22 protein-coding genes are annotated in these 24473 nt (G+C 68.5%); 11 read left to right on the top strand and 11 right to left on the bottom strand.

The window, feature by feature from the left end; translation table 11 throughout:
• Positions 1–42 precede the first annotated feature (42 nt).
• The 6 genes from FSV73_RS17525 to FSV73_RS17500 are packed head-to-tail and all read left to right on the top strand — an operon-like array spanning position 43 to position 7456.
• A complete protein-coding gene (locus FSV73_RS17525; protein ID WP_145009113.1) occupies positions 43–2268 on the top strand; it encodes an ABC transporter substrate-binding protein in 2226 nt (741 codons plus the stop codon).
• A complete protein-coding gene (locus tag FSV73_RS17520) occupies positions 2265–3242 on the top strand; it encodes an ABC transporter permease (RefSeq protein ID WP_145009112.1) in 978 nt (325 codons plus the stop codon). Before FSV73_RS17525 ends, FSV73_RS17520 begins: the two co-directional genes overlap by 4 nt.
• 5 nt (positions 3243–3247) lie before the next feature.
• Positions 3248–4705 (top strand): ABC transporter permease, encoded by a 1458-nt coding sequence (locus FSV73_RS17515; protein WP_145009111.1) that lies wholly within the window; start codon positions 3248–3250, stop codon positions 4703–4705.
• On the top strand, positions 4702–6354 hold the full coding sequence (locus FSV73_RS17510; protein ID WP_145009110.1) for an ABC transporter ATP-binding protein: 1653 nt from the start codon (positions 4702–4704) through the stop codon (positions 6352–6354). The genes FSV73_RS17515 and FSV73_RS17510 overlap by 4 nt, the downstream gene beginning before the upstream one ends.
• The gene (locus FSV73_RS17505; RefSeq protein WP_145009109.1) at positions 6351–6887 is read left to right on the top strand and encodes a GNAT family N-acetyltransferase; all 537 of its coding nucleotides are present in this window, start codon (positions 6351–6353) and stop codon (positions 6885–6887) included. Before FSV73_RS17510 ends, FSV73_RS17505 begins: the two co-directional genes overlap by 4 nt.
• The gene (locus FSV73_RS17500; protein ID WP_145009108.1) at positions 6884–7456 is read left to right on the top strand and encodes a GNAT family N-acetyltransferase; all 573 of its coding nucleotides are present in this window, start codon (positions 6884–6886) and stop codon (positions 7454–7456) included. The genes FSV73_RS17505 and FSV73_RS17500 overlap by 4 nt, the downstream gene beginning before the upstream one ends.
• 37 nt (positions 7457–7493) lie before the next feature.
• Here the strand turns inward: FSV73_RS17500 and FSV73_RS17495 are convergent, their stop codons facing one another.
• The 11 genes from FSV73_RS17495 to FSV73_RS17445 all read right to left on the bottom strand — a co-directional run bounded on the left by FSV73_RS17495 (position 7494) and on the right by FSV73_RS17445 (position 19987).
• Positions 7494–8705: a nitrate/nitrite transporter gene (locus FSV73_RS17495; protein WP_145009107.1), complete on the bottom strand. Its 1212-nt coding sequence runs from the start codon at positions 8703–8705 to the stop codon at positions 7494–7496.
• Between the two features lie 566 nt (positions 8706–9271).
• Complete coding sequence (locus FSV73_RS17490; protein WP_145009106.1) at positions 9272–9790, bottom strand: DUF4142 domain-containing protein; 519 nt, start codon at positions 9788–9790, stop codon at positions 9272–9274.
• 118 nt (positions 9791–9908) lie between these two features.
• Positions 9909–10664, bottom strand: a complete 756-nt coding sequence (locus FSV73_RS17485) for a hypothetical protein (RefSeq protein WP_145009105.1) — start codon at positions 10662–10664, stop codon at positions 9909–9911.
• A complete protein-coding gene (locus tag FSV73_RS17480; protein ID WP_145009104.1) occupies positions 10664–10858 on the bottom strand; it encodes a hypothetical protein in 195 nt (64 codons plus the stop codon). The genes FSV73_RS17485 and FSV73_RS17480 overlap by 1 nt, the downstream gene beginning before the upstream one ends.
• Positions 10859–10952: 94 nt before the next feature.
• Positions 10953–12194 (bottom strand): alanine transaminase, encoded by a 1242-nt coding sequence (gene alaC / locus FSV73_RS17475; protein WP_145009103.1) that lies wholly within the window; start codon positions 12192–12194, stop codon positions 10953–10955.
• A 134-nt stretch (positions 12195–12328) separates the two neighbouring features.
• Positions 12329–13576, bottom strand: coding sequence for an acid phosphatase (locus FSV73_RS17470; protein ID WP_145009102.1), 1248 nt, complete (start codon positions 13574–13576; stop codon positions 12329–12331).
• Positions 13577–13644: 68 nt separating this feature from the next.
• Positions 13645–14217: an ANTAR domain-containing response regulator gene (locus tag FSV73_RS17465; protein ID WP_145009101.1), complete on the bottom strand. Its 573-nt coding sequence runs from the start codon at positions 14215–14217 to the stop codon at positions 13645–13647.
• 11 nt (positions 14218–14228) lie between these two features.
• Positions 14229–15425 carry a CmpA/NrtA family ABC transporter substrate-binding protein gene (locus tag FSV73_RS17460; RefSeq protein WP_145009100.1) on the bottom strand — a complete coding sequence of 399 codons (1197 nt, stop codon included), beginning with the start codon at positions 15423–15425 and terminating at the stop codon, positions 14229–14231.
• A gap of 241 nt (positions 15426–15666) precedes the next feature.
• The gene (locus FSV73_RS17455) at positions 15667–18051 is read right to left on the bottom strand and encodes a penicillin acylase family protein (RefSeq protein WP_145009099.1); all 2385 of its coding nucleotides are present in this window, start codon (positions 18049–18051) and stop codon (positions 15667–15669) included.
• 144 nt (positions 18052–18195) lie between these two features.
• The gene (locus tag FSV73_RS17450) at positions 18196–18975 is read right to left on the bottom strand and encodes a hypothetical protein (protein ID WP_145009098.1); all 780 of its coding nucleotides are present in this window, start codon (positions 18973–18975) and stop codon (positions 18196–18198) included.
• Positions 18976–19018: 43 nt separating this feature from the next.
• A complete protein-coding gene (locus FSV73_RS17445; RefSeq protein WP_145009097.1) occupies positions 19019–19987 on the bottom strand; it encodes an alpha/beta hydrolase in 969 nt (322 codons plus the stop codon).
• A 133-nt stretch (positions 19988–20120) separates the two neighbouring features.
• Between FSV73_RS17445 and aroC the strand changes: the two genes are divergently transcribed.
• The 5 genes from aroC (at position 20121) to mtnC (ending at position 24374) form a co-directional block, all read left to right on the top strand.
• Positions 20121–21212, top strand: coding sequence for a chorismate synthase (gene aroC / locus FSV73_RS17440; protein ID WP_145009096.1), 1092 nt, complete (start codon positions 20121–20123; stop codon positions 21210–21212).
• A 172-nt stretch (positions 21213–21384) separates the two neighbouring features.
• Positions 21385–22545, top strand: a complete 1161-nt coding sequence (locus FSV73_RS17435) for an MFS transporter (RefSeq protein ID WP_145009201.1) — start codon at positions 21385–21387, stop codon at positions 22543–22545.
• Positions 22529–23143, top strand: coding sequence for a methylthioribulose 1-phosphate dehydratase (locus FSV73_RS17430; protein ID WP_145009095.1), 615 nt, complete (start codon positions 22529–22531; stop codon positions 23141–23143). Before FSV73_RS17435 ends, FSV73_RS17430 begins: the two co-directional genes overlap by 17 nt.
• Positions 23140–23691: a 1,2-dihydroxy-3-keto-5-methylthiopentene dioxygenase gene (locus tag FSV73_RS17425; protein WP_145009094.1), complete on the top strand. Its 552-nt coding sequence runs from the start codon at positions 23140–23142 to the stop codon at positions 23689–23691. Before FSV73_RS17430 ends, FSV73_RS17425 begins: the two co-directional genes overlap by 4 nt.
• Positions 23688–24374, top strand: coding sequence for an acireductone synthase (gene mtnC / locus FSV73_RS17420; RefSeq protein ID WP_145009093.1), 687 nt, complete (start codon positions 23688–23690; stop codon positions 24372–24374). The genes FSV73_RS17425 and mtnC overlap by 4 nt, the downstream gene beginning before the upstream one ends.
• Positions 24375–24473 lie beyond the last annotated feature (99 nt).

Genomic DNA, 24473 nt, shown 5'->3' with positions numbered 1-24473 from the left:
TCGTGGCGGAAATGCCATCAGGCCCCCTTGCGCAGGAACGAGATGCCCAGATTCTTCAGACGAGCCGCACTGCTGGCGGCCTTCTCTTCGCTCGTGGGCTGCTCGCCAAGCGACACGCCGATCAACAGCCCCTATCGCGCCGGGGCCGAGGGGCAGAATACCCTCTACACCGCCTTCACCACCCGCTCGCCGAAATACCTGGATCCGGCCAGTTCCTATTCGGGGGACGAGACCAATTTCACCTACAACATCTATGAACCGCTGTATGGCTATCACTATTTCAAGCGGCCCTACGAGCTGATCCCGCGGGGCGCGGAACGGGTGGTGGCGCCCTATTACCTGGACGCCCAGGGCCAACGCCTGCCCGACGAGGCGCCCGCGGCGCAGATCGCCGAGAGCGTCTACGACATTCCCATCCGGCGCGATGCCCGCTACGCCCCCCATCCGGCCTTCGCCCGCGACGCCCAGGGTAACTATCGCTATTTCCCGATCAAGCCGGAAGACCTGGCCGAGCGCTACCAGATCCCCGATTTTCCCGAGACCGCTACCCGCGCCCTGACCGCCGCCGACTACGCCTACGGCCTGCGCCGCCTGGCCAGTCCGCGGCTGGTTTCGCCCAGCTACGGCATCTTCGCCGAGCACCTGGTCGGCATGCAGGCGTTCGGCGACCGGCTGCGCGCCCAGGACAAGACCCTGCGCGCCGGCTTGCCCCAGGGCGCGCCGCTGCCCTGGCTGGACCTGCGCCAGGGCGACCTGCCCGGGGTCGAGGTGCTGGACGACCACACCCTGCGCCTGCGGGTGAAGGGCAAGTACCCCCAGTTCAACTATTGGCTGGCCATGACCTTCGCCGCGCCCATCCCCTGGGAGGCGGATCGCTTCTATAGCCAGCCGGGCATGACCGAGCACAACCTCGGCTTCAACAGCTGGCCGGTGGGCACCGGGCCCTATCGCCTGGCCGAATCCATCCCCAACCGCCGACATGTGCTGGAGCGCAATCCCGCGTACCACGCCGATCCCTATCCCTGCGAGGGCGAGGCCGAGGATCGTCAGCAGGGCCGCCTGGACGATTGCGGCAAACTCATGCCCTTGATCGACCGGGCGGTGTTCAGCCTGGAAAAGGAAGGCGTGCCGCTGATGGGCAAGTTCATCCAGGGCTACTACGACGCACCGCAGATCGAGCGCGGCGAATACGGTGTGGCCCTGCGTACCCGCGCCGGCGATTCGGCCGATTCCGCCGAGCTCTATCGCGAGCGCGGCCTCAAGCTGCCGACCGCGGTGGAGGCTTCCAACTGGTACCTGGGCTTCAACTGGCTGGATCCGGTGGTGGGGCAGGGCGCCACGCCCGACCAGCAGGTGCGCAATCGCAAGTTGCGCCAGGCGCTGTCCATCGCCTTCGACTGGGAGAGCTACATCACCGTCTTCCTCAACGGCAACGGCCTGGTCGCCAATGGCCCGCTGCCGCCCGGCGTGCTGGGCTACGAGGCGCCGCCGGCGGGCAGCAACCCGGTGGTCTACCGCCTGGTGAATGGCCAGCCCGAGCGACGACCGATCGAGGAGGCGCAACGCCTGCTGGCCGAGGCCGGTTATCCCGACGGTCGTGACGCCCAGAGCGGGCGGCCGCTGATCCTGCAGTACGATGCCCAGACCAGTGGCGACAGTGCCATGTTCGACTGGATGCGCCAGCAGACCGCCAAGCTGGGCATCCAGCTGGAGTTGCGCGGCTCCGACTACAACAGGTTCCAGGACAAGATGCGCAAGGGCGCGGCGCAGATCTTCTTCTGGGGCTGGAACGCCGACTACCCCGATGCCGAGAACTTCCTCTTCCTCTTCTACGGCCCCCAGGGCAAGGCCAGGCATGGTGGCGAGAATGCCGGCAACTACAGCAATCCCGAGTTCGACCGGCTGTTCGAACAGATGAAGAGCCTCGACGACGGGCCAGAGAAGGTCGCCCTCATCCGGCGCATGGTTGCCCTCGTGCAGCAGGACGCGCCCTGGATGTTCGGTTGGAATCCGCTGTCGGGCGGCGCCTACCAGCAGTGGGTCTACAACGCAAAGCCGACCCAGATGGTGCGCGACCAGCTGCGCTACCTGCGTGTGGACCCGACCCTGCGCGAGCGCAAGGTGCTGGAGTGGAACCAGCCGCTGCTCTGGCCGCTGGGGTTGCTGCTGGGCCTGGCGCTGCTGCTGTTCTGGCCGGCCTGGCGCATCCTCCGGCGCCGGGAGCGGCAGACCGCCTTCGGCGACCAGGCACGGGAGGACCGGCCATGATCGGCTATCTGCTGCGGCGCCTGGCCTACGGCGTGCTCATCCTGATCGGCGTCAACCTGCTGACCTTCGTGCTGTTCTTCACCGTCAACACCCCGGATGACATGGCGCGCCTGGCCATCGGCGGCAAATACGTCACCGCCGAGGCCATCGAGGACTGGAAGGCCGAGCACGGCTACGACAAGCCCCTGTTGCTCAATACCACCCGTGAAGGGATGCAGCGTTTCACCGACACGCTCTTCTTCGACCGGTCGGCCAGCCTGCTGGTGTTCGACTTCGGCACCTCCGACAGTGGTCGCGACATCGGCCGGGAGATCGCCGAGCGTGCCGGGCCGAGCCTGGCGCTGGCCCTGCCGACCTTCGTCCTGGGCCTCGCCGCCAGCATCGGCTTCGCCCTGCTGCTGGTGTTCTTCCGCGCCACCCGGCTGGATTTCTGGGGGGTGGTGCTCTGCGTGCTGCTGCTGTCGATCTCTTCGCTGTTCTACATCATCGCTGGCCAGTGGCTGTTCGCGAAGATCCTGCGCCTCGTGCCCTATTCGGGCTACGAGGAGGGCTGGAACCTGCTGCGCTTTCTGGCGTTGCCGGTGCTGGTGGCGGTGGTTTCCGGCCTCGGCAGCCAGGCGCGTTTCTATCGCGCGCTGTTTCTCGAGGAGATCGGCAAGGACTATGTGCGCACCGCCCGGGCCAAGGGCCTGGCCGAGCGCCAGGTGCTGCTGCGCCATGTGCTGCGTAATGCGGCGCTGCCGATCCTCACCGGGGTGGTCTCGGCCATTCCGCTGCTGATCATGGGCAGCCTGATCGCCGAGTCCTTCTTCGGCATCCCCGGGCTGGGCAGCTACACCATCGATGCCATCAACGGCCAGGATTTCGCCGTGGTCCGGACCATGGTGTTCCTCGGCTCGGTGCTCTACATCGTCGGGCTGATCCTGGCGGACCTGTCCTACACCCTCGCCGATCCGCGCGTTCGCTTCGAGTAGCCGCCATGCCGAAATTCGTCTTGCTCTGGACCGATCTCGCCCTCTACCTGCTGGTGGCCGGTACCCTCATCTATGCCTGGCGCGCCCGGCGCCAGCCCGCCCTGCGCGCCAGCTGGCGCCGGGTGCTGCAGGACGCCCCAGCGATGAGCGCCGCGGTGGTGCTGGCCAGCTTCGTCGCCGTCGCCCTGCTGGATTCCGTGCATTACCGACCGCAGTTGCCGGCCACACCCGGGGCCCAGGCGCCGATCTATGCGCCCACCGTGCTCTCGGCCCTCGATGGCCTGCTGGCCAAGACCTCGCTCACCCAGCGCGAGAAGACCTATTCCGCGCCCCTGGCCACCCACCAGTTCACCAAGGAAACCCTGGGCACCACGGCGGACGGCGAGCCGCTGCGTGACTTTCCGCGGCTCAAGCACGCCGGTACGGCGCTGGACGATCCCGCCACGCAGTGGCGCGGCGACGTACTCGGGCGGCTGGCCCTGGGCTCGCTCGGCGGCCTCTCGTTGGCGCTGGCCACCGCCGCCCTGGCGGCGGGAAGGCTGCGCGAGAGCGGCGGTTTCGCCGCCCGTTGCGCACTCATCGCCCGTGGCCAGACCGCCACGCCCTGGCGCGCCATCCTGCTGACCTGGCTGGGCGTCTGCCTGGTGGCGGGCAGCGTGATCGCCCTGGCCAGCGGTTACCACGTGCTGGGCACCGACAGCACCGGCAACGACGTGCTCTACCAGTCACTGAAGAGCATCCGCACCGCCTTCGTCATCGGCAGCCTGACCACCCTGGCCATGCTGCCACCGGCCATCGGCTTCGGCCTGGCGGCTGGGTATTTCAAGGGGCGGGTGGACGACGTCATCACCTATCTCTACACCACCCTGACCTCCATCCCCGGAGTGCTGCTGGTGGCGGCCTGCGTGCTGATGATGCAGGTGTTCATCGACCGTCATCCGGAGCTGTTCGACACCGGCGCAGCACGCGCCGACCTGCGTCTCTTCATGCTCTGCCTGATCCTCGGTCTCACCGGCTGGGCCGGCCTCTGCCGCCTGCTGCGCGCCGAGGCGCTCAAGCTGCGCGAGCTGGAATACGTGCAGGCGGCGCGGGCCTTCGGGGTGTCCCACTTCACCATCCTCCGTCGCCACCTGCTGCCCAATGTCTTCTACCTGGTGCTCATCACCCTGACCCTGGAATTCTCCAGCCTGGTGCTCTATGAGGCGGTGTTGTCCTACCTGGGCATCGGCGTCGATCCGACCATGAATTCCTTCGGCTCCATGATCAACGACGCCCGTACCGAGATGTCCCGCACGCCCATGATCTGGTGGAATCTGCTGAGCGCCTTCGCCTTCATGCTGGCCCTGGTGCTGGCCGCCAACCTCTTCGCCGATGCCGTGCGCGACGCCTTCGATCCGCGCAGTCGCCGGCTGAGGTCGGCCTGGCTCAGGCGCCGCCCCGGCCAGGGCGAGGTGCAGCCATGAGCACCGTCCTGGACATTCGCGACCTGGACATCCTGGTCGAGGGCGAGGAAGGCACCCGCCAGGCGGTCAAGGGCCTGGCCCTCACCCTGGCGCGCGGCGAGACCTTCGCCCTGGTGGGGGAATCCGGCAGCGGCAAGAGCGTCACCGCACTCTCGCTCCTACGGCTGCTGCCCCCTTCGCTGGGTATCTCTCGCGGTGTGGCCCTGCTCGCCGGCACCGATCTGCACCGGCTGCCGGAGCATCGTCTGCGCGAGTTGCGTGGCGGGCGCATCGGCACCATCTTCCAGGAGCCCGCCACCAGCCTGAATCCGGTGATGCGCATCGGCGAGCAGATCGAGGAGACCTTGAGTGTCCACACCCCGCTGCGCGGCGCCGCGGCCCGGGCCAAGGTGGTGGAGTGGCTGCGCCGGGTCGGTATCCCCGAGCCGGAACGGCGGATCGACGACTATCCCTTCCAGTTCTCCGGCGGCCAGAAGCAACGGATCATGATTGCCCTGGCGCTGGCCGCCGAGCCGGACCTGTTGATCGCCGACGAGCCCACCACGGCGCTGGACGTCACCGTCCAGGCGCAGATCCTGAGCCTGCTGGCCGACATCCAGCGCGAAATGGGCATGGCCATCCTGCTGATCACCCATGACCTGGCGGTGGTGCGCCAGGTGGCCCACCACGTCGCCCTGATGCGCCATGGCGAGATCGTCGAGACTGCGCCGGCGGCGGAGTTCTTCCGTGCCGCCCGGCATCCCTATGCCCAGGAGCTGTTCGCCGCCATCCCCACCTTCGCCAAGCGTGGCCGCACCCTGGCGGGCCAGCCTCGCGCCTTGCCCGCGCGCACGCCGGGCGAGCGACTGCTGGAGGTGCGCGACCTGGCCGTGCACTATCCGCTCCGCCGTGGCGCCTGGGGCCGGACCCGCAAGTGGGTCAAGGCGGTGGACGGGGTGGACTTCGACCTGTACGCCGGCGAGACCCTGGCGCTGCTGGGCGAATCCGGCTGCGGCAAGACCACCACCGGCAAGGCGCTGCTGCGGCTGCTCGACGGCCCACGCATCCAGGGCAGTGCCCGCCTCGGCGGCGAAGACCTGCTCAGCGCCGACAGACGGACCCTGCAGCGACTGCGTGGCCAGATCCAAATCGTGTTCCAGGACCCTTTCGCCTCCCTGGACCCACGCATGCGCATCGGCGCCACCCTGGAGCAGGGACTGCTGGCCTTGCGGCCTGAACTAGCCGCCACCGAACGCCAGAAACGCGCCGCCGCCCTGATCGAGCGGGTCGGCCTGCCAGGTGACACCCTGCAACGCTTCCCCCACGAATTCTCCGGCGGCCAACGCCAGCGCATCGCCATCGCCCGGGCGTTGATCGTCGAGCCACGGGTGCTGGTCTGCGACGAACCCACCTCGGCGCTGGACGTCTCGGTGCAGGCGCAGATCCTCGACCTGCTGCGCGAACTGCAGGCCGAGCGGGGGCTGGCCTATCTGTTCATCACCCACAACTTCGGCGTGGTCGAATACCTGGCCGACCGGATCGCGGTGATGGACGGCGGGCGCATCGTCGAGCAGGGTAGTGCCGAGCAGGTCCTGCGCACGCCTCGCCACGCCATGACCCAGCGCCTGCTGGCCGCCGTGCCGCGGCTGGAGGTCGGGCCCGCACCATGAATTTTCCACCGCGCATCGCCCTGGCCGACTTCGCGCTGGTCTGGCCGCAACCGCGCCTGGCCGCGGCCTTCGCCGAGGCGCTGAATTGGAGCTATGCCGAGCATCGGCGCTTCCTTGGCTGGGCGCGGGAGCACACCACGGTGGCCCAGGCGCGCGACAGCCTGCTCGCCGCGCGGGGTACCTTCACCCTGGCGCTGGGAGAGAAACGCTACTTCCTGGTACGCGGTGACGAATTGCTCGGTTGCCTGGGACTGACGCCACTGGACGGCGGCCGGCGCTACGAAATCGGCTACTGGATGCACAGTCTGCATGCCGGGCAGGGCTTGATGAGCACCGCGCTGCGCCATTTCGTCGAGCAGCGCGGCCAGGCCGGTCTCTATCTCACCACCGCGGCCGCCAACCAGCCCAGCCAGCGGCTGGCCGAGCGGGTCGGCTTCCGCCGTAGCCGGGTGCTCGACGACGATCGCCGAGGACCCGGGGGCGAGCGCTGCGCAACCTGGGTCTACGAACTTCCGCCGGATATCCCTGGATGAGCCGCCTGAGCGTACCCCTGCAGTACCCGCCACGCTTCGCCGTGACCACGGCGGTGGAACTGGTCGACCTGACCCTGGCCGATCCTGCCGCCGTGGCCGACTACTATCGCCGTAATCGCCAACACCTGGCCCAGTCGATGCCGCGCCGTTCCGCGGCCTTCTTCACCCTCGCCCAATGGCAGGGACAGGCCGCGGCCTACCGCGCCGGCGGGCCGGGGCTGACGGAGCTGCGGCTGATCCTCCAGGCGGGTCCCCTGGTGATAGGGACGGTGAATGTCAGCCAGATCTTTCGCGGGGGCTTCCAGGCCTGCTACCTGGGTTATGGCCTGGACGTCGACTGGCAGGGCCAGGGTCTGATGCACCAGGCGGTGCGGCTGGCACGGGACTTCGTCATCGACGAGCTGGGCCTGAATCGCATCATGGCCAACCACCTGCCGGAGAACGCCCGCAGTGCGCGGCTGCTGCACAGCCTGGGTTTCGAACGCGAGGGCCTGGCCCGGCGCTATCTGGAGATCGACGGCGTCTGGCGGGACCACGTGCTGACCAGCTACGTGCGTCCCGCCCCCTGAACGAAGCTCCCGGCGGAGAGCCGCCGCCGGGTGCGCCTCAGACTCGCGCCGCGGTGACGGCAGCCGAGCCCCAGGTGGTGCGCCAGCGGCGCTTGACGCTGAGCAGGCCGAACCAGGCGAGCACGCCCAGGGCGGCGAACAGCCAGAGACCGAGCTGGTAGTCGCCGGTGGCCTGCTTGACCGCGCCGAGACCCGCGGTAAGGGCGAAGCCGCCGATGCCGCCGGCCATGCCGATCAGGCCGGTCATGACGCCGATTTCCTTGCGGAAGCGCTGGGGTACCAGCTGGAACACCGAGCCGTTGCCGGCGCCGAGGCTGAGCATGGCGACCACGAACAGGGCCAGGGCGGCCATGGCGCTGGGCAGGTGGAAGCCCACGGCGGCGATGCAGATGGAGGCCACGGTGTACATGCCGAGCAGGGCGCGGATACCGCCGATACGGTCGGCCAGGGCACCGCCCAGCGGACGCATCAGGCTACCGCCGAAGACGCAGGCGGCGGTGTAGTAGCCGGCGGTGACCGGGTCCAGGCCGTACTGGTCGTGGAAATAGCCGGGCAGGGTACTGGCCAGGCCGAGGAAGCCGCCGAAGGTCACGCTGTAGAAGAACATGAACCACCAGCTATCCCGGTCGCCGAGGGCCTGGGCATAGTCCGCCAGCTTCTTCGGCGCCGGACGCTCCGGGGCATTGCGGGCGCAGAGCATGAAGACCGCCAGGGTCAGGATCAGCGGGATCAGCGCGAAGCCGAACACGTTGGTCCAGCCGAACGCCTTGGCCAAGGCCGGGGCGAAGAGCGCCGCGAATACCGTGCCGGAGTTGCCGGCACCGGCGATCCCCAGCGCCTTGCCCTGGTGCTGCGGCGGATACCACTGGGAGGCCAGCGGCAGGGCCACGGCGAAGGACGCCCCGGCGAAGCCGAGGAACAGGCCCAGCAGCAGGGATTGCTCGTAACTGTGCACGCCGACCTGCCAGGCCACCAGCAGGGCCAGGATCACCACCACCTGACCGATGATGCCGGCGGTCTTGGGCGATAGCCGATCGGCGACGAAACCCAGCACCAGGCGCAGCATCGCACCCGCCAGGATGGGGGTGGCGACCATCATGCTGCGTTGCTGGGTGGTCAGTTGCAGGTCGGTGGCGATCTGCACCGCCATGGGGCCGAGCACGTACCAGACCATGAAGCTCAGGTCGAAGTAGAGGAAGGCGGCGAACAGGGTCGGCGCATGGCCGGCTTTCCAGAAACTGGGACTCATGGGGCACCTCGGGCACGTCACGGACATAAAAAAGCGCCAGCCACCCTACCCGTTGCCGGGAGGTGAACTGACGCCTTTGTCGGTTGGGGTGACCGCCGTTGGCCACCACTGTCCGAATCTTTGCAAGAGCGACGCCAAGTCAATCGACGCCGCGATTCACCCGCCTTGATGGCGTTGGTGGCGCCCAAATAGGCGAGAGGGCTGCACAATGATCGGGCGCCCTCCTGGGAATTCGCCCCTTATTGGCGCTTGCTGGAGCGGAAGGAAAAACGTGTCGATCGCGGCCATGGCGGTTCGCCGATGCGGTCGCTCCTAGGGCACAGCCTAGGTTGAGTTGAGCGCAACGAAGTCCAACAGCGCCTTTGCGGACCGACAGTGTTGGGCTTCGACGATAAAGCCGTCTCAGCCCAACCTACGGACGGAGGGAGACGAGCGCCTGCTCGGATCGCCCCCTCTCCCAGTGGGAGAGGGTTGGGGTGAGGGCGTGCGTTGCGCCGGATTCCTAGTGGAAAAGGCTGCGCTTTTTCCACACTGCGTTCTCACGACCTCAACGTCGCTCTGCCTGACTACTTCTTCGCGTACTTGCTCTGCAGCGCCTTGGCCTCCTGGAGGTGGTGCTCCAGCGCCGGCAGGGTCTTCTGGGCGAAGGCCTTCAGCTCGGCGTCCTTGCTGGTCTCGGCTTCGGTACGGAAGATCGCGATGGTCTGCTCGTGGGCCACTACCTGATTGTTGGCGTAGGAGCGGTCGAAGGAGTCGTCGCGCACCTGGAGAATCATGGCCTTGGCCTTGTCCATCAACTCGGCGTCGCTGGAGACTTCCAGCTTCTTCTGCTGGGCCAGGCCCTTGAGTTGTTCGTTGGCCTTGGTGTGGTCATCGATCATCTGCTGGGCGAAGGTCTTGATATCCTGGGACTGGCTTTTTTCCAGCGCCAGTTTGCCCGCTTCGATCTCGGCGATGCCCTTGGCCGAGGCGTCGTCGACGAATTGCGCCGGCGAGAGCTTGTCGGCGGCCTGGGCCAGACCGACACCGGCAGCGAACAGGATGGCGAGGGACAGGCTGGAAGCTTTCTTCAGCATGGGCGTCATGAGGGTGCTCCTGAATTCCTAGGCAGAGTGAGAAGGCGGCGCCACGGAGGTGACCGCCCTGCAAATGGGACCTGCCTAAAAAGTCATACGTTCCCTGCTGGAAACCCTGGAGGCCGCGTCAGCTGCGGCTTACGCTTAAGCGAAACGCCTCGTAGGCATCGAAATCGAAGCGCGTCGCCGAGACGATCTGGCTCTGTTTCAGGGTCAGGTAGATGTCCTTGCCCTTGTCCGCATAGTGGGTGGTGAAGGTCACCCAGAGTTTGTCCTTGTCGCGGTAGCCGCTCATGATCGGCTTGATGCAGACGTCCTGGTCCGCCCCCTGGGTTTCGCTCGGCTCGCCGAGGGTGGTGATGCGGCCGACGTAGACCTTGCGCTCCTCCAGGGTGAGCATCAGCGTCTCCCGGTTGATTGAGGCGGTCATCAGCAGGTCGTCCAGCGGGCTGTCCTTGAGGATACCGGCGAGGATGAAGGTGCGGTAGTTGTCTTCGGTAAGGCCGTACTTGCGCTTGATGGTGCCGCGCGCCAGGGCCGCCCAGGCGGTGGGGATCAGCAGGGCGGTCACCGTGACCAGCAGGATCCAGGCGGCCTGCAACGGGTCTTCCAGGGTGCCGGTCCGGCGCAGCAGCTCGGCGAGGCCGGCGAAGTAATCCAGCGAGAAGGTCCAGCCCCCGAGCGACCAGACACGCTCCTGGACGAGCTGGGCGAGGCCCAGGTGCAGGATCACGGCGAGGAGCGTGCAGAACAGGCCGAAGCGGGCGCTCTGCAGGTAGAGGTACTGGCCCTCGTAGCGGTGCAGGCGATAGAAGTACAGCGGGTGCTTGTGGCAGACGAGGAAACCGCTGACCAGGATCGGCAGGAGCAGCAGCAGGAACATCAGAGTTCGATGAGCCGCCGGGCGCGGTCCAGGTCTTCCTTGAATTCGGGCGAGTCGAAGACTTCCGCCGGATCGATGCGCAGCGTGCCGCGACCGACCACGCGCATGGACTTGTAGGAATTGTTGATGCTCGCGGCCAGCTTGAGCTCGTCCACGGAGGGCGATTTGAGCAGGTTGAACAGGCCTTTCAGCATGGCGATGTCCTGAGGGGTGACTAGGCGCTTATAGCGTGGAACACCAGGACTGACAAGGATTCGCCGCGCCGCCGGTCGACGGCGCGGCGCAGGCTCAGGCCGGTTCGACGCCGGACTTGCGGGCGCTGAGCCGCGGCAGCAGGCCGTCGGCGCGGAACATCTGCTTGATGCCGCGCACCGCCTGGCGAATGCGGTCCTGGTTCTCGATCAGGGCGAATCTGACGTGGTCATCGCCATAGTCGCCGAAGCCCAGCCCGGGCGAGACGCAGACCTTGGCCTCGGCCAGCAGCTTCTTGGCGAATTCCAGCGATCCCAGGTGGGCATAGGGCTCGGGGATCTTGGCCCAGACGTACATGGAGGCCTTGGGATTCTCCACCATCCAGCCGGCCTCGTGCAGGCCGCGCACCAGGACGTCACGGCGCTGCTGGTACTGCAGGGCGATGTCGCGCACGCATTGCTGGTCGCCTTCGAGGGCGGCGATGGCGGCCACCTGCAGCGGGGTGAAGGTGCCGTAGTCGTGGTAGCTCTTGATCCGCGCCAGGGCGGCGACCAACTCGGGATTGCCGACCATGAAGCCGATCCGCCAACCGGCCATGTTGTAGCTCTTGGACAGGGTGAAGAATTCCACCGCGATGTCCTTGGCGCCGGGCACCTGCATGATGGAAGGCGCCTGCCAGCCGTCGAAGACGATGTCGGCATAGGCCAGGTCGTGCACCACCAGCACGTTGTAGCGCTTGGCCAGTTCCACCACGCGCTCGAAGAAATCCAGTTCCACGCATTGGGCGGTGGGGTTGGACGGGAAGCCGAGGATCATCATCTTCGGCTTGGGAATGCTCTCGCGGATGGCCCGCTCCAGCTCGGCGAAGAAGTCCATGCCCTGGACCAGGGGCACCGAGCGCACCTGGGCCCCGGCGATCACCGCGCCGTAGATGTGGATCGGATAGCTCGGATTGGGCACCAGCACGGTATCGCCGGCATCCAGGGTGGCCAGCATCAGATGCGCCAGGCCTTCCTTGGAGCCGATGGTGACAATGGCTTCGCTGTCGGCATCGATTTCCACCTGGTAGCGGTCGCGGTACCAGTGGGAAATGGCGCGACGCAGCCGGGGAATGCCCTTGGAGCTGGAATAGCCGTGGGTGTCTTCGCGCTGGGCGACCTGGCAGAGCTTCTCGACGATGTGCGGCGGGGTCGGCCCGTCGGGGTTGCCCATGGACAGGTCGATGATGTCCTCGCCCCGGCGGCGCGCGGCCATCTTGAGTTCGGCGGTGATATTGAAGACGTAAGGGGGCAGGCGATCGATGCGCGCAAAGCGGCGCACGGGACTGGAGTCAGTCATGCGTTCCTCGAAGTACGTAAGCGCCCGGAACCGTCCGAGCGACGTGGGTCACAGGAGGTGACCTGCGGCGGACAGTAGCGGCCCGCCGCTGCGTTTGTCGAGGACTTTCGCGGCCCAGGCCGGGCCAGCGCGGTTCAGGGGTGCGTGAGGGCGCCGAGCAGGTCCAGGCGCTGCCACTGGCCGCCGGTACCGCTGTCCAGTCCCAGTTCGGCGGCGCTGTCGGCACGCCTCAGGCGCTCCTGGCGTTGCCGCTCGGACAGCTGCGGCAGCAGTGGTGCGGCCAGGGCCAGGGCGCGCTCGGGCACCTTCACCGGCTGGCCACCGGGTTGGGCGGCGGGGAGGCCGTAGCTCAGGGTATAGCGGACGAAGGCGCGGGCGTCGGCACTGTTCCAGGGATCGCTGGCAGTGGTGCCCGCGGCGCACTGGGCCAGAGACATACCGCAGGCCTTGGTCAGGGCGCTGCGCAGCTGTTCGCGGGCCTCGTCGAACAGGCGGCGATAGGCCGGGTCGGCCAGGTAGTGGGCGACGTTGTACTGGGCGATCATCCGGCCGCCGATGACGTCCAGCGGATAGTGCACCCCCAGCACCTGCCGCGAATAGCCGTAGCCGGCGCCGCGGGCGAGCAGCGCTGGGGCCCGCTCCGGCAGCATGGCGGCCAGCAGCAGGGTGTCCGTGTAGCCGACGGTGCTGTGGCCACTGGGAAAGGCGCCGGCCGCGGCGGTGTAGGGCTGGCCGTTGCCCAGGACCACGCGATCCGTCACCAGGGTCACCGGCTTTTCGGGACGCAGGAAGGGGCGCGGGTAGTCGAAGTATTTCTTCGCCGGGGCCGTGCTCACTTCCGAGGCCTTGATCAGCGCAGCGGCCTTGCCCAGTTCGCCGCCGTCGTAGGCGGCGAGGAAGGCCTGGCCCAGGCGCGGTCCCAGGGCATCGGCGGTGAAGTAGAGGAAGGCGATGCCATCGGCATCGAGCAGGGCGCGGTCTTGCAGCGCCGGGGAGGCCTGGTGGTTGATCCGGGCGACGGTGGCCGTGCTGGCCGTCAGCAGCTTGGCCGGCAGCTGGCGGAAGCCCTCGAGCAGCTGGATGTCCTCCTGCTGCAGCCGCTCCTTGGCGAAGTCGTAGCGAGCCGCGGCGAGCCAGGCATCATCCGCCAGGGGCGCGCCCTGGCGGACCTGATCGATGCCGCTCTGGTCGAATGGCTGGGCGCCCTGGCGCAGCCGCTGCACCAGCAACTCGCGCTGGCGCTGCGCCAGCTGGGCGAAGGCCGGTTGCTGGCCGGCCTGTTCCAGGCGGGCGAGAAAGGCCTGGGGTTCGGCGCTGGTCGCCTGGGCCAGCGGCGTGAGCAGCAGGAGCGCGAAGGCGATACCGGCGGGAACTGGACGCATGGGAGACCTCTCGACTGGGTGGGTCGCCAGTATCCAATCCCCGGATTGCGGGATTGTTACAAAATATTTCAGCCCAGCAGCTCGCTCATGGTGATGATCTGGTCGGCCACCTGGATCAGCTTCTGCTGCTTGCTCATGGCCTGGCGGCGCATCAGGGTGTAGGCCTCGTCCTCGCTGCAGCCGCGCATCTTCATCAACAGGCCCTTGGCCTGGTCGATCTTCTTGCGTTCCAGGAGCTGTTGCTCGCGGGCCTGGAGTTCGGCGCGCAGGGCCTGGTCGGTCTCGAAGCGCGCCCGGGCGACATCGATGATGGCTTGCAGGCGGCTGGTCTGGATGCCCTCGACGATGTAGGCGCTCACCCCGGACTGGATGGCCCGGCGCATCACCGCCGGGTCGTGCTCGTCGGTGAACATGACGATGGGGCGGGGCAGGTCGCGGGTGACCAGGCAGACCTGCTCCATCACGTCGCGCCCGGGTGACTGGGTGTCGAACAGGATGACGTCCGGCCGCAGGGCCTCGATGCGGGCCGGCAGGTCGATGGTCAGGCCGGATTCCTCGATGACCTCGAAGCCGGCCTCGATCAGGGCGGCCTTGAGCCTGCCGACCTTCTTGGGGGTGTCGTCGATGAGCAGAATGCGCAAGGTCGTGCTCCCTAGCGGTCGCTGAGTGCGTGAAGGGCGAAACTGCGGGCATAGCCGGCCGGATCGCTGCCATCCCAGGTGCGGCCGTCGAGCAGCACGCTGCTGCGGTAGCGGGCCGGGACCTCCAGGCCCAGGCCGGTGGCGGCCTCCTGGTACAGCTCGGTGCACTGTACGGCACGGGCGATGGCCAGGTAGTCGGGGTCCTCGCGCAGCAGGCCCCAGCGACGGAACTGGGTGAGGAACCAGAGGCCATCGGAGAGATAGGGCGGGTTGACCGCGCCCTGGCGATGGAAGGCGAGGGGATGGGCATCGTCCCAGCGGTGGTCGAGCCCGTCTTCGTAGCGACCGAGGAAGCGGTCGGCGAGCAGCGCCGGATCGGCGTTCACGTAGGCGGGATCGCTGATCAGCTGGGCGGTGCCCAGACGATTCTCCTGGCTTTCCTCGATGAAGCGACTGGCGTCGAGCAGGGTGCGGATCAGCGCTCGGGCGGTGTTGGGATAGCGCTCGGCGAAGGCGCGGGTGCAGGTCAGCACCTTTTCCGGATGATCCGGCCAGATGGCCTGGGTGGTGGTCAGGGTGAAGCCCTGGCCGCGGGCCACGGCGGCGGCGCCCCAGGGTTCGCCCACGCAATAGCCGTCCACCCGGCCGGCGGCCAGGTGCTCGGGCATCTGCGGCGGCGGTACCAGCACGGTGCGCACGTCTTCCAGGGGATGGATGCCCTGGGCGGCTAACCAGTAGTAGAGCCAGAAGATATGGGTACCGGTGGGAAAGGTATGCGCCAGGGTCAGGGGCTCACCATCCGCCTGGCGGACCCGGGCGACGAAGGAGGCGGTGTCGTGCACGCCTGCCAGCGCCAGGCTGCGCGCCAGGTTGATGCTCTGACCGTTCTGCGCGAGGCCCATGAGCACGGCCATGTCGGTGGCCGGCGCGCCGCCCAGGCCCAGCTGGCTGCCGTAGACCAGTCCATAGAGGCAGTGGGCGGCGTCGAGCCGGCCGCCGAGCAGGTTGTCCCGCAGCGCCGACCAGGAGGGCTGGCGGTGCAGGTTCAGCGTCAGGCCATGGGGCTCGCCGAAGCCCTGGGTCGCGGCCACGATCAGGGAAGCGGCATCGCTCAGGGGCAGGAAGCCGAGATTGAGCTCGGGTTTTTCCGGGGCGTCCGAACCCGTCACCCAGAGGTGCGCGGCGGCAGGGGAAAGGGAGGCAGGCATGAAATCTCCAGTCGCAGGACAACGCCAGGGCGCCTCTGCGTGCACCATCCGTGGGCGTTTCTGAATGCAGCCTGCACCATTGGGGTGACAGGCACGGTACCGTCTGCGGCCGTCGCGCAGAGCGGTCGCCGTGTGCGGCGGGGCTGCCGCCGTTCAGCGGGGGCGCGTCCGGGCGACGCCAGGCAAGGGTAAGGCAGCAGGGGCAAAACCCGCGCCAAGTCGCGGGTCGCCCTCCGCCAGATCATTTCTGCGGCAGCAGCAGCAAGCGGTCGCGGCCATAGACCCGCTCCAGGTTCTGCGGCTGCAGCGGCAGGCTCTGGTATTGCCCCTTGGCCCAGCCCCCCTCCGGCGTGCCGGCCTGGCTGGCTTGCAGGGGTTCGTCCAGGCCGAAGTCCACCACCAGGCGCAGGGACGGGGCCAGCCAGACCTGGTCATCGCCACCCCATTGGCTGGCGGTCAGGTTCAGGGTGGAGGCATCGCCCCCGCTGGCGGCGGCGCCCAGGCGATGCAGGCGTCCCCACTGCCAGCGGGCGCGGTCGCTGCCCAGTTGCTGCTCGCAGGTGGCGATGGCGCCCGCCAGGGCGCGGGCGAAGATGGCCGGCTTGTCCTCGTGGCTGGCGGTGGCGACGTCGTCCCAGTAGGGGCTGTCGTCACGGGCCAGGAGGTGATCGATGACCGGGTTGTAGCCGGTATCGCTGAGAGTGGTGAAGGCCCGCCAGGCCGGGCTGCCGGTGCCGCCGAGCTCGTCGGCGAAGGTCTTTTCCGCCAGTACCTGGAGGAAGGCCTCGAAGATCGCCGCATCGGCGGAGCCGGCGGCCAGCCGGCCGTCGAAGGCCCGCAGGCGACCCAGGGCCTCTTCCGCGGCGCCACGCTGGGCGGCGGGCAGGCCGGTGATGGCTTGGCGCAGGGGCGCGGCGAAGCCGGGCGCCTCGAGCTGGGTCTTCAGCTTGGCGGCCAGGGTGGTGGTCTGGTCCTGTTGCAGGGCGATGGCATCGCGAGTGTCCAGGCGCGCCGAACGGCCGGCCAGTTGCGCCAGGCGCTCCTGCCGCTCCGGACCGGACCAGCTGCTGGACAGTTGCATGCCATAGCCGCGCGGCACCACGCGCTGGTTGGCCGCGCCGAGCCAGCCCTGGGCCGGATCCTGGTCATAGGGATGCAGCATGGGATCGGCATAGCCGTCCCAGGCATAGCGCTCGTCCCAGCCCGGCGCCGGCAGCAGGCCCAAGCCACTGCGGCGATTGGGGTAGCGCCCGGTCACCTGCCAGCCGACATGCTCGGCATCGGCGAATACCAGGTTCCAGTCGCTGGCGCGAATGTCCCGCGCCAGCTCGAAGGCACGCTCCACGTCCTTGGCGCGGGAGAGGTCGAAGAGGGCGTCCAGGCTCTTGTCGGCTTCCAGGCGGCTGCTGCGCAGCGCCAGGCCATAGCCGATGGCTTCTGGCGCCAGCGCCAGATTCAGCAGAGGGCCGCGTGGACTGGTGTAGAGGGTTTCGCGCAGCGGTTTCTCGCCCCGCACGAGGAAGGTTTCCACCCGCTCGCCCGCGGGCTGCCACTGGCCGCCGCTCTGCACCTGCAGCCGGCCGCCCTGGCGTTGCAGGCGCTCGAGGTAGAGATCCTGGCTGTCGCCCATCAGGGTGGCGGCGCCCCAGGCCAGCTTGCCGTTGTAGCCGTCGAGCAGCAGCGGCAGGCCGGGCAGGGTGGTGCCCACGGCCTCGAAACGGGGGGCCCTGATGGTCACCAGGGTGAAGGGCGACTGGCCCTGGAAGGCGCTGACCTTGTCGACGCCAAGCAGGCTGCGACCACTGCGGGTGTGGCCGGGCGTGGCCGCCCAGGCGGTGCCGGTGGGGCCGCCGAAGGGCGCGAGCTGCGCCAGCTGGCGTTGCACATCCAGCAGGGCGTCGAGGCCGGGTAGCTGGCCGCGCAGCGTGAGGCCGCGCAGCTTGGCCGTCTCCTCCTCGGGCAGGGGCTCGTCGGGATAGGTGGGCAGCAGCCAGGCCAGGCGCTCGGGACCGACCTGGGTGGCCAGGGCCAGCGCCGCGGTCTCCTTGCGCAGGTCCACCGCCTGGGCGAAGTTCAGCAGCTCGAACAGCAGGGCGCTGTCTTCCGGCTTCCAGTAGTCGACGCGGTAGTCGTGGCCATCCAGCGCGACGCGCTCGCCGGCGCGATAGAGGTAGGCGTTGACGCCGCGGGCATAGACCTCGAAGAAGGTCTTCAGCCGCGGCGAGGCGCTGGCGTAGGCGACCTGGGCCGCCTTGCGCAGGTCCACGGCGCGCATGAACCTGTCGCTGTCCAGCCGGCTGGCGCCATAGGCCTCGGCCAGGCGGCCCTGGGCCAGCAGGCGCAACTCGACCATCTGCGCCAGGCGTTCGCTGGCGTGGACATAGCCCAGGGTGAAGAGGGCATCGTGGAAGGTGGTGGTCTCGATCAGCGGTTGGCCTTCGGCGTTGCGGCGCACCGAGGCGGTCTGCGCCAGGCCGCGCAGGGGCAGGCTGCCCTTGAGTTGCGGTTGGCTGCGGGTCGGCTGCTCCTCGGCAAAGTACTGGCAGCCGGCGAGGGCGGCGGTCAGCAGGCCAAAGGTGGCGAGGCGCAGCGGCAGGCGCCGGCGAAGCGAAAGAGGCGAGACCATGAAGAGTGGGCACTCCGAGCGGATGGATGCGAACGGGGCGCTACGTTAGCAGGGTCCGCCCGGGGAGCAAGCCTCGGACGCGCGGCGGCGGTCGGGCGGTGCCGATCGCCGGTACGAGCTGTGCCGTGAACGGCAGCAGGGCGCCTAGCGCAACGCCATCCAGATCAGCAGGGCGGCCTGGAACAGGCAGAACACCGCCAGGCAGCCGATGGCGAAGCGCAGGGAGACGTCGTCGCGGCGATAGAGGGCGAGGCGGTCTTCGAGCTGGCGCAGGCTGGCATCGCGTTCGTCGATCACCCGGTCGCACTGCTCCAGCAGGGTGGCGCCGTCCAGCAGCGACAGCAGCTGCACCTTGTCGGCGTTCCAGTCCTCGCGCAACTGGCTGACCCGCGCGGCCCGGCAGACCTGCTGGCGCTCGTCGTCCGCCGTCGTTTCCACGCTGAAGCCCTGCGCATTGAGCAGGTGTTCGCGACGGGTACGACTGTCCTCGTCGAGGGCGTCACGCCGCGCCAGTGGCAGGTCCTGGACCTGGTAGTGGCTCCAGCGCAGCCGCGCCCAGGCGGCGGCGCGGGCCAGCAGGAAACGACCGAGGCCACGTTCTTCCGGCTCGATCTGCAGGCCGCGCTCGGGTCCCAGGCGGATCTCGCCGCGGTGATGGTCGGCCCAGACCTCCAGCACATTCACCTCGCGGTGCAACAGCTGCCCGGGAATCTGCACCGTCAGCCGCAACAGGCTTTCCTCCTCGCCGTGCCGCTCGACCAGGCCGAGTTGCACGAAGCGCAAGGGCCGCGCGCCGACCCGGCGATCCGCCGGCTGCGGCATCAGCCGCAGCAGCTGGAAGCGCTCGGGCGGCAGGCTGGCCCAGGGATGGGGCTCGTTGGGTGCGGGCTCGACGGCCGGCGTTTCTTGATCGGGGGCTTCCACGGACAGGCTCCAGGCGCGGCGCCTCCTGGGCGCCTTTGCTGGCTTATCGGCCGGCGCCGGGGGAACCTGAATGCTTGACGAAGGCGGCGACGCGCTGCACCACCTCGCGGGCCAGCGGCCGCTGGGGGTCGTCGTAGGTGGGCAACTGGGCCGGCAGACTCGCCGGCGCGATGCGCAGCACGTGGTTCATGCCGGGGATGATGGCCAGCTCGGCCTCCGGCTTGGCACGCTGCAGCGCCCGGGCATCGGCGACGTCCACCTGGACGTCGTGGGTGCCCTGGATGATCAGCGCCGGGGCCCGGATGCCGGCGAAGGCCCTGGCCGGATCCTGCCGGAACAGCGAGATCAGATAGGGCTGGACGCTGGGGCGCAGCAGCACCAGCAGCTCGCGCGGTACCTCGGGTACCGGCGTGCCGCGCAGCAGCTGGTCGATGATCCACTGGGCGCTGGCCAGGGCGGCGGGCGACAGCTTGCCGGCCAGCTGCTCGCGCAGTACCACGTCGATGGGCCGGCCGCTGCCGGCCAGGGTCACCACGCCGCCGACCGGCACCCGATCGGCGGCCAGGCTGGCGATCAGGGCGCCTTCGCTGTGGCCGAGCAGGATCACCCGGGAAAAGCGCGGATCCGCCTCCAGCAGCCGGATCCAGCCGAGCAGGTCGTCGACGTAGCGCTCCACGCTCAGGCGACTCTCGTCCGGCTCGGCGCTGCGGCTGTCGGCCACGCCGCGCTTGTCGAAGCGCACGCTGGCGATCCGCTGCCGGGCCAGGGCTTCGGCCAGGCGCTGGAGGGCGGCGTTGCGCGCGCCCGGACCGTTGCCATCGCGATCGGTGGGTCCGGAGCCGGAAACGAAGAGCACCACCGGCTGCGGACGGTCGCTACGGGGCAGGATCAGGCTGCCCTTGAGCACGCCATTGCCGGTGTCGAGCTGGATCGGTCGATAGAACACGGGATCGGCCGCCTGGGCGAGGGAGGGGAGGGCGAGGCACAGCAACAGGGAAAGCAACAGACGCATGGGGAACCGGACACCGAAGACCTGGGGTGTGGGGCCTATCCCGCACACAATCCGTGTAAAAGACCACGGCGCGTGTAAAATCGCCCACTTCCAGTCGAATCTACACCTTTCACCCGTAGCGCGGAGCCCTCGCATGTCCGGCAATACCCTCGGCACGCTGTTCACCGTCACCACCGCTGGCGAAAGCCATGGTCCGGCGCTGGTCGCCATCGTCGACGGTTGCCCGCCCGGACTGCCGCTGGACACCGCCGACCTGCAGCGCGACCTGGATCGCCGCAAGCCCGGCACCAGCCGCCACACCACCCAGCGCCAGGAAGCGGACGAGGTGGAGATCCTCTCCGGGGTCTTCGAGGGGGTCACCACCGGCACGCCCATCGGCCTGCTGATCCGCAACACCGACCAGAAGTCCAAGGACTACTCGGCGATCAAGGACCTGTTCCGCCCGGCCCATGCCGACTACGCCTACCACCACAAGTACGGCCTGCGCGACTACCGCGGTGGCGGCCGCAGCTCGGCGCGGGAGACCGCCATGCGCGTGGCGGCCGGCGCCATCGCCAAGAAGTACCTGGCCACCCAGGGCATCCGGGTACGTGGCTACATGAGCCAGCTAGGGCCCATCGAGATTCCCTTCCGGACCTGGGACAGCGTCGAAGAGAACGCCTTCTTCAGCCCCGATCCGAGCAAGGTCCCGGAGCTGGAGGCCTACATGGACCAGCTGCGTCGTGATCAGGATTCGGTGGGCGCGCGGATCAGCGTGGTCGCCGAAGGGGTGCCGCCGGGCCTGGGCGAGCCGATCTTCGACCGTCTCGACGCCGAGCTGGCCTATGCGCTGATGAGCATCAACGCGGTGAAGGGTGTCGAGATCGGCGCCGGTTTCGCCAGCGTCGCCCAGCGTGGCACCGAGCACCGCGACGAGCTGACCCCTGAAGGTTTCCTGACCAACAACGCCGGTGGCGTGCTGGGCGGCATCTCCTCCGGCCAGCCCATCGTCGCCCACCTGGCGCTCAAGCCCACCTCGAGCATCACCACCCCGGGCCGCTCCATCGACGTGCACGGCCAGCCGGTCGAGGTCATCACCAAGGGCCGTCACGATCCCTGCGTGGGGATCCGCGCCACGCCCATCGCCGAGGCCATGATGGCGCTGGTGCTGATGGATCACCTGCTGCGCCAGCGCGCGCAGAACGCCGAGGTGCGGGTTGCCACGCCCGTGCTGCCGCAGCTCTGAGCCTCTGGCCATGATCAGCGGCGTAGCGACCGAGCTGCGTTGAACGGGCCGTCGAACCGCTCGTCTGCGCCCCGTGCAGCCGAGCGTGGGTCCGATCCGTCTCGCGGGCCTGTTCGCCTTGTCCGGCGCTAGCTCGCAAGAACCGGCACGGGTGCCCAGCGCGGGGCGGACGCTGCCGGTTCCCTATTGGCGCCTGTCGGGCTTCTATTTCGCCTACTTCGCGCTGCTGGGCGCCACGGCGCCCTACCTGGGGCTGTACTTCCACCACCTCGGCTTCTCCGGCACCGCCATCGGCCAACTGGTGGCCATTCCCATGGTGATGCGGGTGCTGGCGCCCAACCTCTGGGGCTGGCTGGCTGATCGCACCGGTCGCCGCCTGAGCATCGTCCGTCTGGGCGCCGCCTGCACCCTGCTGTGCTTTTCCGGCATCTACCTGGGCCAGGGCTTCGCCTGGCTGGCGCTGATCATGGCTGGGCATGCCTTCTTCTGGCACGCCGTGCTGCCGCAATTCGAGGCCATCACCCTGGCCCATCTGCGCGACCAGCCGCAGCGTTACGCCCGTATTCGCCTCTGGGGCTCCATCGGCTTCATCGCCGCGGTGGCGGGCCTCGGCTGGGCCTTCGAATATGTCAGCCTGGATCTCTATCCGGCCTACCTGCTGCTGGTGATGGCGATCATCCTGCTCGCCTCGCTGGCGGTCCCCGGGGTGAAGGTGGACCCCGGGCAACGCCCCGAGGCGCCGGCGGAGCCCTTCCTGACCACCCTGCGCCAGCCGCGGGTACTGGCTTTCTTCAGCGCCGCGGCGTTGATGCAGCTGTCCCATGGGCCCTACTACACAGTCTTCACCCTGCACCTGGAAGAGCTGGGCTACAGCCGCGGCATCATCGGCCAGCTGTGGTCGCTGGGCGTGATCGCCGAGGTGCTGATCTTCCTGGCGATGCCGCAGCTGCTGGCGCGCATCGCCCTGTCCCGGTTGCTGGTGGCCGCCTTCCTGATCGCCGCCGGCCGCTGGCTGCTGCTGGGTGCCCTGGCCGATCAGCTGCCGGTGCTGCTGTTCGCCCAGCTGCTGCATGCCGCCACCTTCGGCTGTTTCCACGCCTCGGCCATCCAGTTCATCCAGGCGCAGTTCGACCGCCGTCGCCAAGGCCAGGCGCAGGCCCTCTATGCCGCGCTGTCCGGGGCTGGCGGGGCGCTCGGTGCCCTGTATGCTGGCTATGCCTGGCAGGTATCCGGCGCCTTCGCCGCCTTCGTCGGTGCCAGCCTGGCGGCGCTGGCCGGCGCCTTCCTCATCCTCTTGTCCCTAAGGAGAACCCTCCATGATCCAGCAGCGTGAGCAACTGGCCCGGGAAATCATCGACGCCGGTCGCTTCCTCTACGGCCGTGGCTGGTCGCCGGCCACCAGCAGCAACTATTCGGTGCGCCTGTCCGACAGCCGCCTGCTGCTGACCGTCTCCGGCAAGCACAAGGGCCAGCTCGAACTGGACGATATCCTCGCCACCGACCTCGACGGCAACCCGCTGGAGCCGAAGAAGCCCTCCGCCGAGACGGCGCTGCACACCCAGCTCTATCGCTGGCAGTCGGAGATCGGCGCGGTGCTGCACACCCACTCGGTGAATTCCACGGTGCTGTCCCGCGAGCTGCAGGGCGATCGCCTGCTGCTGGAAGGCTACGAATTGCAGAAGGCCCTGCACGGCGTCACCACCCATGAGGTCCGGGTTGAAATCCCGGTGTTTGCCAACGACCAGGACATCCCGCGCCTGGCCGAACAGGTACAGGCCTGGCTCGACGTCCATCCCGACTGCGTGGGGTACCTGATCCGCGGCCACGGCCTCTATACTTGGGGTCCACGCATGGCTGACGCCCTGCGTCACGTGGAAGCCTTCGAATTCCTCTTCGAATGCGAACTCAAGACCCGGAGCCTGCGCCCATGAGCCGACTGACCGTCTACCACGATGCCGAACCCCGCCAGCCGCTGAAGGTGATCAGCGACGGCGAACACATCGCCGCCACCCTGGCCGAGGTCGGGGTGCGTTTCGAGCGCTGGCAGGCCACCGCCCCGGTGGCGCCCGGTGCCAGCCAGGAGGAGGTGATCGCCGCCTACCGGCCCGAGATCGACCGCCTGATCGAAGAGCGTGGCTACCAGACCGTCGACGTCATCAGCATGAGTCCGGAGCATCCGCAGAAGGAGGCGCTGCGCGCCAAGTTCCTCGAAGAGCACCGCCACAACGAGGACGAGGTGCGCTTCTTCGTCGCCGGCCAGGGGCTCTTCACCCTGCACATCGACGATCACGTCTACGCCGTGCTCTGCGAGAAGGACGACCTCATCTCGGTCCCGGCCGGTACGCCGCACTGGTTCGACATGAGCGAGTCGCCGTCCTTCGTCGCCATCCGCCTGTTCGACAATCCCGACGGCTGGGTGGCCCACTTCACCGGCGTCGACATCGCCCAGCGCTTCCCGCGCCTGGAGGTCGAGGCGTGACGATCAAGGGCATCCTCACCGATATCGAAGGCACCACCAGCGCCGTCAGCTTCGTTTTCGACGTGCTCTTTCCCTATGCCCGCGAGCACCTCCCGGCGCTGGTGCGCGCCCAGGCCGGGGAGCCGGCGGTGGCCGAGCAGCTCGACGCCGTGCGCGCCGAAGCCGGCGAGCTGGACGCCGACGTGGAGCGGGTGATCGCCATCCTCCTGGAATGGATCGCCAGCGACCGCAAGGCCACGCCGCTCAAGGCCCTGCAGGGACAGGTGTGGGAGCAGGGCTATCGCGCCGGCACCCTCAAGGGGCACGTCTATCCCGACGCGGTCCAGGCGCTACGCCAGTGGCACGCGGCCGGGCTGCCGCTGTACGTCTATTCCTCGGGATCGATACAGGCGCAGAAGCTGATCTTCGGCTGCTCGGAGCACGGCGATCTCACCCCTTTGTTTTCCGGGTATTTCGATACCCTGACCGGCGGCAAGCGCGACGCCGCGTCCTATGCGCGCATCGCCTCGGCCACCACCCACGAGTCGGCGGACCTGCTGTTTCTTTCCGACGTGGTGGAAGAGCTGGATGCCGCGCGCCAGGCGGGTCTGCCGACCTGTGGCCTGGTCCGCGCCGGCGGCCAGCTGGGCGATCATCCCTGCGTCGCGTCCTTCGCCGAAATCGATCTGGCCTGCTTCGCGTGAGCCCGCGGCCGGCGCCGCTGCCCAAGCGAGCCGGCCGAACTCGGCGCCGCCATCGCCAGTCCCAACTGACGAGACCTGTGTCCTCGTAACGGGAGTCGC

Origin of the sequence: Pseudomonas oryzihabitans (genome assembly GCF_007665395.1) — a bacterium.
Taxonomy (GTDB): Bacteria; Pseudomonadota; Gammaproteobacteria; order Pseudomonadales; family Pseudomonadaceae; genus Chryseomonas; species Chryseomonas psychrotolerans_C.
Note: the sequence above shows the minus strand (reverse complement) of the source record. Positions and strands in the feature narration are given on the sequence as shown.